Consider the following 12,122-nt stretch of genomic DNA (forward strand, 5'->3'; position numbering starts at 1 on the left):
ATAGATATAATCTATTTAACCAACTATATTTAACCTCTTTTTTTTCTTTAAAAGTGAAGTATAGTAAGTACATGTTTGAAATAAATAATAAAGGTGAAAAAATGTATACTGTAATTTTTGGCCGTCAAGGTTGTCCTTATTGTGTCCGCGCTAAAGAACTAGCCGAAAAGCTTTCTCAAGAGCGTGATGATTTTTCTTATCGTTATGTTGATATTAATGCTGAAGGTATCACTAAAGAAGATCTTTCTAAAAGTGTTGGCAAACCTGTTGAAACTGTGCCGCAAATCTTTATTGATGAAAAACCAATCGGTGGCTGTACAGATTTTGAAGCGTATGCTAAAGAACATTTAGGCTTATTTAAAGAATAACCAGAAATGAGTTTATAAAAATTAAGCCACCATTTGGTGGCTTTTTTAATGTTTATTTATTATTAACGACCTGGTAGTTTTTTCCAAGTAACCTCATTACGCAAATAAGTTGGCTCGACCTCTTCAACATCAATCACGTCATTCTTTTGCCATTTATTCCTAGCAATAATAATGAGATCTTGTGCGTGAGGTAATAAAATATCACTTTGTCTTATACCATTAATCATATCTGGATAAGTTTGCCAACCAGTGCCAGCACAATAACCATTTTTATTAATATTATTCACTTTTTCTATTACTCTTTCGGGAGCAATCACGCATTCTGGAATAACCGCTTGCCATTGGTTGTTTTCATAATGATATTGTCCTAAGTAAACTTCGCTCATTCTTGCATCGATTGCGGTAATCACATCCGTCGCCTGCTTTGTCCGATACGCACCTTGAGCTAAGGTCAATAGCGTTGATACACCTATCATCGGCTTATCAATTCCTAATGCTAAACCTTGTGCTATACCAATGCCAATTCTAACCCCAGTAAAACTCCCTGGACCTTGACCAAAGGCAATTGCATCAACTTGAGAAAGCGAACAATCGGATTGTTTAAGAATACTATCGATCATGGGTAAGATCTGCTTTGTATGATCGCGAGCAGATATTTTAAAATCGTGTGTAATTTCATTACGATAAAGTAAAGCTACTGAACAAGCTTCTGTGGAGGTATCGATGGCTAAAATAGTACTCATTCTTTTTCCTAAATATATTAGTTTTATCAATTAGTTTTTAGCTAATAAAAAATTAATCACTTTATTTATATCTCGTGTTCTTGGCGATGGTGGCAAACTATTAATAAATGTTGCACCGTAAGGTCGCATCACTAAACGATTATCACAGATAATAACCGCACCCCGATCGTTGTGATGACGAATTAATCGCCCAACCCCCTGCTTTAAGGTGATAACCGCTTCAGGTAATTGCACTTCGTAAAATGCATCACCGCCTTGCATTTGGCAATCCTCCATGCGAGCCTTAATTAAAGGATCATCTGGAGATGTAAAGGGTAATTTATCTATAATAACACATGACAAGGTATCCCCCCTAACATCAATACCTTCCCAAAAGCTGCTTGTTGCAATTAATAATGCATTACCACTATAAATAAACTGTTCAAGTAATTTAACTTTACTCGTTTCACCTTGGACTAACACTGGTAACTTTGTTAGCTCTCGAAACTGTTTAGCTAAAGCATTCATCATCGCATAAGAAGTACATAGAAAGAAGCAACGCCCCTTGTTAGCTTCAATGACTGGCAGTAAAATATCGGCCAGTTTTTCAGCGTTACCTCGCTCATTTGGTGATGGAATATAACGGGGCACACACATAACCGTTTGATTCAAATAATCAAATGGACTTTCTAAAATAAGTGAATCTGCATCAGATAATCCTAAACGTTTGGTAAAATAATCTAACTGATTATTGACTGATAGCGTTGCCGAAGTAAAAATCCAACTACCTTTGCGCTGTGTTAATAATTCGGTAAATTTATCAGCAACCGACAATGGTGTTAGCGCAAAAACAAAATAGTTATGGCTACTTTCATACCAATAACTAAAACCAGTTACATTTGTCTCCTGCAACCGTTTTAATAGCATATTATATTGATTAATTCGTTCAAAACAGTTATCTAAGGTTGAAGAACGTCCGACTGCCAATAGCAATACTTCTTGACAAAAATTTAAAGCATCGAAAAGATAGGATAGCTCTTTTTTTATCGCTTCTTGGTTAAACAAAAACCGTAAGTTACCTTTTGGCGGTTGTTGATTAATGACAAGGCGTATATCTTGAGTACATTTTTGTAGTTTATCTGCACATTGCTGTAGTTGTGACATATCTTTAACTTCAGTGCGATAACAGAGATTAATTTCTTTTGCTAGATCAAATAATTGACGGCTACTTAGCTGTTGTCCGAAATAATGACAGGCAAGATCGGGAAGTTGATGAGCCTCATCAAAAATCATTACCTCAGCTTGAGGAATAAGTTCACCAAAGCCTGTGTCTTTAACAACAACATCAGCTAAAAATAAATGATGATTAACAATAACAATATCTGCATTTAACGCCCGTTTACGCGCTTTCACCACATAACAATCATTATAATGTTCGCAGTCGCTACCCAGACAATTATCATTAGTACTGGTTAATATTGTCCAAATTGGATTGTCTTCAGTGACTGTAGTACATTTGCTTATATCACCATCTTTGGTTTTAATTGACCAATTTTTAATACGAGCTAAATCAACACGTAATTCTTTATCAAGATCGCCTGCAGCTGCATATTGATGATACATTCGCTCTAAGCAAAGATAATTGGAACGACCTTTAAGTAGGGATATCTTGCCTGTATAATTTAATGCTTTTTTAATAATTGGCAGATCTTTGCTAAATAATTGTTCTTGTAAATTTTTAGAGCCAGTTGAAAGTATTACTTTTTTATCGCTACGTAATGCAGGGACTAAATAAGCAAAGGTTTTACCTGTGCCAGTTCCAGCTTCAATAACAAGAGAATTTTGTTTTTTTATGGATTCGGAAACTTTACTTGCCATGTTTCGTTGTGGCTCTCTTGCCACAAATCCATCAATCGCTTGAGCAAGCAAACCATTCTCTGCAAAATCATCAATCACTTAAAATGCACCTAATAAAAATAAGTTTAAAATACCAATAAACTTGAAAACTAATTTTGGAATTATACAATGTTATGAAAACAACAAGCCGTTAATTGAAATAACGATTTATTGTTGCAACGGAATTGAATCGCTAATAACTTTTAAACTGTTAGAACTATAACAATAACTAAGTAAAAAAGATATATAAGAATACTAGCAGTTCAAAGGGCTAAATAAAAATAAAGTGTATGAATCTAATTATTTAATCAATAAATTTTCTCTTAAGAAGTAATAATATAATCACTTGAATGTACGGTTTGTTAACAACAAAAATTCATACACATCTCTTTGTAAATTTCACTCTTAAATAAATTCAATAATGCATTATTGATAACAAATGTTTCTTTTCTTTAAACATCATTCGAGAATAAGCTCGGATTGAGGATATTTTCTTTCGAGTATATAAAGACAGTGAATCATCTGTCCACAGAGACTTTTCCAAATAAGAGTCAAATAATATAAAACGATATAGCTGTTGCCAAGGTTGATTTTTAATTATGTAATGAATCAATACGGTATCATCTGACACATTAGAATTCTCGTTACCATTTATTGATAGCGCCAATAAGTTATTCTATTTTCTTGCTAATATAATTCTTCTTTTACCTACTGCAATATTTAACACGTTTTGATTGGAATATTGGTATTTATCACCATTATTTAATAGCCTTAAAGATTTAAAAGTAATATCTCCCTGACACCAAAATAGTATATTAATCAACATGATACCAGAATTGAAATAAATTCCATATGCTATATTATATTTAGCACATTGCGACTCTTGCATATATGACTCATCAGCAACAGAAGCTACAATAGCAAATTCTAAATTAACCTGATAAATAAATCTACGTTTTTAAGGCAAAGTGCATCACTATCAATATAAAGCAATCTTTCAGCAACATCTTTTAAAATTATGGGAGCAATTAATTGCACATAAGCTGATATAGGAAATCGTTCAGTATTTTTTGATCAACTTTAAACTCATCATTAATAATATATTCAGTTATAGAAACATAATTAAACTTTATTGTTGCCAATTTTTGTCTATTCTGTTCCGAAACAATATGCATAAAAATATGAGATCGAATTTGATTTTTTTATTATTTTCAATATTTAAAACAATGTCTATGCCAGCTAATAGGGCATCGTTATCATCAAAACACAAAAGGATATGGAATACCCTTTTATTATCTAAAAATCATATGACAATAACTCATGTTTTTGCTAATAAACTTATCAACACCAATTACCGTATTATTTCTTAACGTTTGTTCAGAGTTTTATGCTTCAAATAAAGTAAATAATATTTGAATGCAGAAAAATATTTATGCTGGCTAGCAAGTAATTTTGCATATCTTCTGGTGGTTGATGGGGCATTTTCATTAGCTAGCAATAACTTAACGTTTGCCCATGGAGAAGACTTGATATAACGTTGATAAAGTGGCGTCAAATATAGTTTATACCACGGTTTATTGCCGGTGACATAATGGATAATCACGGCATCATCGCCGATAAGATTATCTTCTTTTCCACCGACAGTTAGCGCAGTAAGATAATTAAAGCGTTTAGGTAAGAATACGGTTTTACCCTGCATTAAGATATTGAGAACATCTTGATCGGCAAATTTATAAACTTTACCACTATTAATCATCGCAAAAGCTTTTTCCGTAAGGTTATTTTGCACCCACATATCCGTATTAATATAAATCATTCCAGCATTAAAGTATTCACCATATGGGATATCGCAAACGAGGCATTGTTTTTCTTGTGTTTTTTCGACATCAGGTACAACCGCTGAATATTTATTGCTTAAATCAATATTAGTTAATTCATTAAGGTTATTTGTGCATAACACATCACAATCTAAATATAAAACTCGAGAAGTGACTTTATTTAGTATCTGTGGGACAACGAATCGTAAACAAGTTGATGCCGAAACATGTAGAATTAAAGTATCAGGATTAATTGAAAAATTATCGCTAATTTCGTAACAAATTATGGTAATATTTTCTTTATTGAATTGATTAAATCTTATAATTTTTTCACTAGAAACATTATTAGCAAATAAATGGAAAACCAGATTTTTATCGGGATTATTCAAAATTACTGAAGACATAGCAATGCTAGCTGGCATTGCATAATTATCATCAAAGCAAAATGCTATATGAAGGGTTGTTAGAGATTCTATGGCGTTACTAAATAACGTCTTAGTTGCGCTGATAAAAAGATTTTCTTTCATTTTGTGCCAAGGTTCGACTAGGTTAAAAAAAATTGAACCATTGTAACATACGTTAAATTAAACAATGAAGTAATAATCAATTTTATATTGACATATCAATTTTGTAATGACTAAATAGCATGGTTAAGTTTTTAAAGAGCGTTAGAAATGAATAATAGAATTAACATTGCATATTGTACGGATTCAAATTACCTTGAGCATGTAGGTGTATCTATTACCTCCATTATGCTTAATAATATGCAACATAATATTCATTTCCATGTTTTTTTATATGATGTATCTCCAAAAGACCAACAGAAATTACAAAAAATTAGCCCCCTAATTAGTATCTACATTATTCCTTGCGAAGAGCTAGATAAATATAAAGTTCAAACAAACAATAAAATAACTCATATTAATCGTTCAATGTATATTCGGTTATCAGTTCCAAGACGATTATATGGGAAAGTTGATAAATTTATTTACTTAGATGCAGATACGCTCTGTTTTTCTGACATATCAGCGATTTCAAATATAAATATAGATTCGGTCATTTGTGCTGTGACACCAGACTCATTAGATAAACAAAATATGTCAAAAAATAAAGAAAGACTTGAGCTTACTTCTGAAAGTTATTTCAATTCCGGCTTTTTATATATTAATGTTGATAACTGGATGAAATTTGATACAGAAAATAAAACAAATAAAATATTATTATCGTTAGAACATAAAGATTTGATCTATCCAGACCAAGATGCGCTAAATATTGTTTTACAACATCAAGTTCTATTCATAGATCCTAATTGGAATTATTTGTTTACTTGGATGAATGATGAGCAAAAAGAAACATTTTTTTATAATGAAAAATCTTTACCCTATATCATTCATTTTACTGGTACTCGAAAAATGTGGTATCAAGAACATACGGGACTTGCGCAAAATATCTATTGTTTTTATAAACACTTCACACCTTGGGCAACTAGTCCACTTAAAAGTTATAAACATAAAATGCGCGTTAATGATTATCGTATTTATGCTCAATCATATTTTAAAAGAAAACAATTCCTAAAAAGTTGTAAATATTTTTTACATTATATTAAATTAAAGTTGTTTAGAAAAAATTAAATAAACTTTTTAACTAGATATAAGATAGAAGCAATAAAACTTAATTTCTAAAATATCGCATCTTTCATTGATGTAATATTTAGCATAATGACGAAAATTACATATTCACTATAATAGATGCAGTGAGAAAAATTTTGTAACCATCCTCCTAAAATAGTAGAAAATTCTCTATGATAAAAATAAAAGAGGATTTAAATATGCAAAAATGACTGAACACCAAATCGTATCTATTTTAAAAGAAGCTGAGGCAAACATTTCAGTTAAAGGGCTTTGCCATACATACAATATGGGCAATTCAGCTCTTTATAAACAGCGGAGAAAATACAGTAGTATGGAAACCTCATAAACAACCATTGATTATATTAAAATCAAAACGGTTATATTGAACAATTTAACCCCCTTATCGAACAGAATTTTTTGGTGAAACATAGGATGCATATTGATGATAATATATAGATGTATATCATACAATTTATTTTTTTGATTAAACTCGTTGTATGTAGCAAATTGATAGCTTGAATTATTGGAGAGTGCTTGTCACTTTATGGCCATTATCCACAACATCAATTTTATTACTTTGTAACCGTTTTTTATCTGTTTTATACTCTTCTTTCTATCATAAAATAAAACACCATCAATAGAAATAAATTTATTAATAAAGAAAGATAATCCATTTTTATGCTACAACATCAACATAAAGCTTAAGGATATTTCCTCGAAGAGATTTAAAAATAGGAAGTAACTATTACTATTGCATCCCCCCACTTCCTTAATCATTCATAAGGTTTGCTACAGAACGATATTTTTCCATAAAAAATATAGACCTTACTTTTTTTGATTTAACAAGGCTCTTCATAGCTAAATTAAACGCTTTTACCATTAAATTTTTCTGCCTATTTAAGTAGTAAAACATTCTCGTAGTTTATTATCATACTCCCTTCAATACCTTATCAAGCAAAAAATTTTTACATCTAAGCCTGTAAAAATCCTGTTCTATTAATTTGTAAAATTTCCTTGATATAATTTTGCATATAATCCATTCATTGATAACAATTCTTCATGATTACCTTGCTCAACAATCTTGCCACTATCAATAACAAGTATTTTATCCGCATTTTCAATTGTTGATAGACGATGAGCGATAACTATTGATGTCCGCCCTTTTTGAAGATCTTCTAAGGCTTTTTGTATTACTTGCTCTGACTCAGTATCTAAGGCAGAGGTCGCTTCATCAAGCACTAGTATTGGAGTATTTCGTAATAAAGCTCTTGCTATTGCAATACGTTGACGTTGACCACCTGATAATAATACTCCACTCTCTCCAACTATTGTATTAAACCCTTTTTCAAGTCCTTTTATAAAGTCATAAGCATAAGCTTTTTTAGCAGCTTCTTCGATTTGCTCTTGAGAGTATTCACCGACTCGACCATAAGCAATATTATTAGCTATAGTATCATTAAACAGATGAACATTTTGCGAAACTAGCCCAATTTGATTACGCAAACTATGTAAAGTAAAGTCTTGAATATTATAATTATCAATTAAAATTTCACCATCATTTATATCATAAAAACGAGTTAGCAAACTTGCGATAGTCGTTTTTCCTGATCCTGATCGCCCAACTAAAGCAACCGTTTTATATGGTTCTACTGTGAAATTAATATCTTGTAAAGCTGGTTCTTGTCTAGTTGCATAAGTAAAATTAACGTGCTTAAATTCAATATTTCCTTTAACTCGATCAATATTAATTTTTCCATTATCTTTCTCGATTGGTTGATCAAAAATAGCAAATAAAGTTTGGCAAGCAGCCATTCCTTTCTGAAACTCGGCATTAACACTCGTTAAACTCTTTATCGGTTGCATTAACGCAACAAGTGAGGAAAAAACGACGGTAAACTGTCCTGGAGTGATATTCAAGTCAGGATCACTTGCCATTAATAATACAAAAGCAATTGCAAATGAAATGATAAGTTGAATAATAGGCGTTGATAAAGCAGAAATAGACACAAGTCGCATTGAATCATGTCTAAACTTATTGCTTACTTTATCAAAGTTTTTAGACTCTTCGTCTTGAGCACCAAATAAAATAATTTCGCGATGACCTTTTAACATTTGTTCAACAGACATCGTGACACTACCCATTGAGTTCTGCATACTTTTAGCCAGTTTTCTAAACTTTACAGAAATAAAAGTGATTAAACCAATAACAACTGGTGTAATAATGATCAGCGATAAAGATAGTTGCCAGCTATTGGTAAACATTGTGTAAAATAATCCACAAATAAAAGCAGATTCGCGTACTATTGTTATTAAAGCATCAGATGAAGAAGAAGCAACTTGATCTGTATCATAAGTAATTCGTGATAATAATCTTCCTGTAGAGTTTTGATCATAGTAACTTACCGGTGCATCAACAAAATGATTAAAAAGTCGTTGCCGAATTTTAAGGACAATCTTAGTTGAAATTAAAGATAAAAAGAAAGCATATCCATAATTTGCAACACCCCGTAATAAAACTAATCCCAAGATATATAAAGGCGCCATCATTAAAAAATGCTGATCGTTTTCTACAAAACCTTTATCAAGTAATGGTTGTAACAAAGCAATAAGCGAAGTGTCTGCAAAAGCACTAAGAATCAGTAATATTACTGATAAAAAAAGAATAAATTTATGTTTAGCAATATAAGGCCACAATTTAGAAAAAGTTTGCCAAGTTGATGAGTCTTGATCAATATTATTATTTATTGCTGAATTAGCTGGATTATTATTTTTTTTCATAATATATTTTTTAATTAAGTGTTAAATTGTAATTGATACATTTTTGCATAGAGGCCATTTTGTAATAACAATCCTTTATGAGTGCCTTCCTCAATTATTTTACCTTGATCAATAACTAAAATTCGATCTGCTCGTTCAATTGTTGATAATCGATGTGCAATAATAATAGAAGTACGATTTTTTTGTAAATGTTCTATTGCTTGTTGGACTAATCGTTCAGACTCATTATCTAAAGCTGATGTTGCTTCATCAAAAATCAAAATCGGATTATCTCGCAATAAAACTCTAGCAATAGCAATTCGTTGACGTTGCCCACCTGATAATAAAACACCATTATCACCAATTTCAGTATCCAAACCATGCTCCAACTTTTCAATGAATTCCATTGCATTAGCTTGTATTGCTGCATTTATGATATCTTCTTGACTAAACTTATTTTTTGCTCCATAAGCTATATTATCAGCTATCGTTCCATTGAATAAATGAACTCGCTGAGAAACATAACCAATTTGATTACGTAACGATTTAAGAGTGTACTTTTTGATATCCACAGAATCTAATAATATTTCCCCTACTGAAATATCATAAAATCGTGGCAATAGACTCGCTATAGTGGATTTACCCGCACCAGAACGGCCAACTAAAGCAACCGTTTCACCTTCTTTAATTTTAAAACTAATATTATTTAAAGATGGCGATGTTCTTGTTGGATATGTGTATGTCACATGATGAAATTCAATACTACCTTTGGCTCTTTTTAAATCAATAGTTCCGCTATCTTCTTCAACTGCTGAATTTAGAAGCCCAAAGAGTGACTCACAAGCAACAGAACCTTTTTGCAATTCAAGATGCACACTTGTTAGCTCTCTCAAAGGACGCATTACAGCAACCATAGCCGAAAAAACGACAGTAAATGATCCTGGTGTAATATCTAGTGTTTGGTTAGCGACAAGAAATAAAATTAGCCCTAAAGCCAATGTCGCCACTAATTGAATGATCGGTGTTGATAAACCAGAAACTAGAACGATCTTTAAAATACCTCGCCTAAAGACTTCATTAATTGAATAAAAATTATTTTTTTCATATTTTTGAGCATTAAAAATCAAAATTTCTTTATGCCCTTTTAGCATTTCATCTGCTGCAGTTGTAATAGTTCCTATACCTTTTTGCATGGAAATAAGTGCATGTCGAAATTTTTTTGCGATAAATTGAGCGATAAAAATGACTAATGGCACAACAACAATTAAAACTGAAGCAAGTTTCCAATTTCCATAAAACATCACTATACATAAACCAATAGCATAGGCTACTTCTCTAACTAATATAATAAGTGCATCTGATGATGCTTTTGATAATAGTTGTGTATTATATGTTATTAATGTAACAAGCTCTCCAATAGGATTTTTGTCGAGAAAACTAATAGGACTTTTTACTAAATGGTTAAATATTAACTGCCGAAATTTAGTTACCACTTTACCCGACAACCAAGAAAGACAATAGGTAGAACAATAATTTGATAAACCGCGTAATGCGATTAGGCCAATAATGCCAATTGAAAAAAGAATCAATAACTCATAGTTCTTATCCATCAATCCATTGTCAAGCAAAGGTTTTGTTAATGAAATTAAAGTTGCATCCGTTGCTGCATTGAATAAAAGTGCAATAATTGCAACAATTAAAGCTTTTTTATGCGGATAAATAAATGGCCACAATTGTTTTATAGTATTTAATGAGCTATATTTATTGGACATAATAGATACACAAAGTTAATTAGAATATAGATTATACTATACATAATCTATGAATTTGAAATTTTATTACAATTCTTTTTCAACTAGAAAAAATTTGTTTTACCTATATAATACACAATTAAAGCAAAACAAGTTTTTATTCTTTACTGTATAGAAAGCTCAACTCAACAATTAATAATTAATTGTATTAAAGAGTGATGCAATAGGAAATAGGCAATGTATTTCAATGCTAATGACATTATAAAAAAAGAATAAGATTTGGAGTCAATGATAATATTCATCAATTAAACATTGCATATGGCATTGATAAAAACTTTTTTTTGGGTTGTGCTGTTTCAATCACGTCTATTTTATTAGCTAATCCTAATTTGGATTTTAGTTTTCATATATTCACAAATTACATTAACAATGAGCTTGAAAAGAAATTAGAGCAACTTGCCGATAAATATAACACCAATATAACAATTTATTTAGTGGATGATAATAATTTATCTAACCTACCAACTACTAAAAACTGGACAATTGCGACCTACTTTAGATTTATAGTTGCCGATTATTTCCATGAGAAAACAGATAAAATACTTTATCTGGATGCTGATATTATATGTAAAGGATCATTGGAAGATCTATTTATATTGCAGTTTGACGATGCAGTTGCTTATGTAGTGACTGAAAAAGATCCAATATGGTGGGATAAATGTGCTACTCGACTCAACGAACACAAATTATCAACAGGTTACTTTAATGCGGGATTTTTACTGATTAATCTAAAAAAATGGCAAGAATTTAATGTAAATAGTAAAGCTTTAGAGTTACTTTCCGATTCAAACCTATCAAAAAAATTCACCCATCTAGACCAAGATGTATTGAATCTGTTATTGCTCGAAAAAGTTAAATATCTTGATAGAAAATATAATCAACAAGTCAGTATTAATTATGAATTAAAATATAAATCAGATATCAACCACTGCCCACCTATTTCAGATGAAACAATATTAATTCATTATATTGGACCAACTAAACCATGGCATAGTTGGGCAAAAGATTACAAATGTTCCAAATATTTTATTGATGCTAAATCTGCTTCGCCGTGGAAATCAACGCTTTTATTATCAGCTACCTCAGCTACGCAAATGAGATATTGTGCAAAGCATAGACT

The 12,122-nt window shown here is 31.1% G+C and carries 9 protein-coding genes; 3 read left to right on the forward strand and 6 right to left on the reverse strand.

Translation table 11 applies throughout. The features are described from left to right. Positions 1 to 101: 101 nt before the first annotated feature. Positions 102 to 368: a GrxA family glutaredoxin gene (locus tag A9G22_RS01740; RefSeq protein ID WP_034912061.1), complete on the forward strand. Its 267-nt coding sequence runs from the start codon at positions 102 to 104 to the stop codon at positions 366 to 368. Between the two features lie 62 nt (positions 369 to 430). Here the strand turns inward: A9G22_RS01740 and tsaB are convergent, their stop codons facing one another. The 4 genes from tsaB to A9G22_RS01760 form a co-directional block, all read right to left on the reverse strand. Then, complete coding sequence (gene tsaB / locus A9G22_RS01745) at positions 431 to 1,111, reverse strand: tRNA (adenosine(37)-N6)-threonylcarbamoyltransferase complex dimerization subunit type 1 TsaB (RefSeq protein ID WP_065587418.1); 681 nt, start codon at positions 1,109 to 1,111, stop codon at positions 431 to 433. Positions 1,112 to 1,141: 30 nt separating this feature from the next. After that, on the reverse strand, positions 1,142 to 3,046 hold the full coding sequence (locus A9G22_RS01750; protein ID WP_065587417.1) for an ATP-dependent DNA helicase: 1,905 nt from the start codon (positions 3,044 to 3,046) through the stop codon (positions 1,142 to 1,144). Positions 3,047 to 3,662: 616 nt separating this feature from the next. Then, complete coding sequence (locus A9G22_RS01755; RefSeq protein ID WP_141669940.1) at positions 3,663 to 3,932, reverse strand: glycosyltransferase; 270 nt, start codon at positions 3,930 to 3,932, stop codon at positions 3,663 to 3,665. Between the two features lie 420 nt (positions 3,933 to 4,352). Continuing rightward, on the reverse strand, positions 4,353 to 5,330 hold the full coding sequence (locus A9G22_RS01760) for a glycosyltransferase family 8 protein (protein WP_081297028.1): 978 nt from the start codon (positions 5,328 to 5,330) through the stop codon (positions 4,353 to 4,355). A gap of 147 nt (positions 5,331 to 5,477) precedes the next feature. Between A9G22_RS01760 and A9G22_RS01765 the strand changes: the two genes are divergently transcribed. Next, a complete protein-coding gene (locus A9G22_RS01765; RefSeq protein WP_065587415.1) occupies positions 5,478 to 6,434 on the forward strand; it encodes a glycosyltransferase family 8 protein in 957 nt (318 codons plus the stop codon). A 996-nt stretch (positions 6,435 to 7,430) separates the two neighbouring features. Here the strand turns inward: A9G22_RS01765 and msbA (A9G22_RS01770) are convergent. Both msbA (A9G22_RS01770) and msbA (A9G22_RS01775) read right to left on the reverse strand, forming a co-directional pair. Beyond that, on the reverse strand, positions 7,431 to 9,212 hold the full coding sequence (msbA, locus tag A9G22_RS01770; protein ID WP_075508243.1) for a lipid A ABC transporter ATP-binding protein/permease MsbA: 1,782 nt from the start codon (positions 9,210 to 9,212) through the stop codon (positions 7,431 to 7,433). Between the two features lie 14 nt (positions 9,213 to 9,226). After that, complete coding sequence (gene msbA / locus A9G22_RS01775) at positions 9,227 to 10,963, reverse strand: lipid A export permease/ATP-binding protein MsbA (RefSeq protein ID WP_075508244.1); 1,737 nt, start codon at positions 10,961 to 10,963, stop codon at positions 9,227 to 9,229. Between the two features lie 251 nt (positions 10,964 to 11,214). Here msbA (A9G22_RS01775) and A9G22_RS01780 point away from each other — a divergent pair. After that, positions 11,215 to 12,122: glycosyltransferase (locus A9G22_RS01780; RefSeq protein WP_442899731.1), on the forward strand; the 908-nt coding region annotated here is incomplete at its 3' end.

It is taken from the genome of Gilliamella sp. App2-1 (assembly GCF_001690255.1).
In the GTDB taxonomy this organism is placed as follows: domain Bacteria; phylum Pseudomonadota; class Gammaproteobacteria; order Enterobacterales; family Orbaceae; genus Gilliamella; species Gilliamella apicola_G.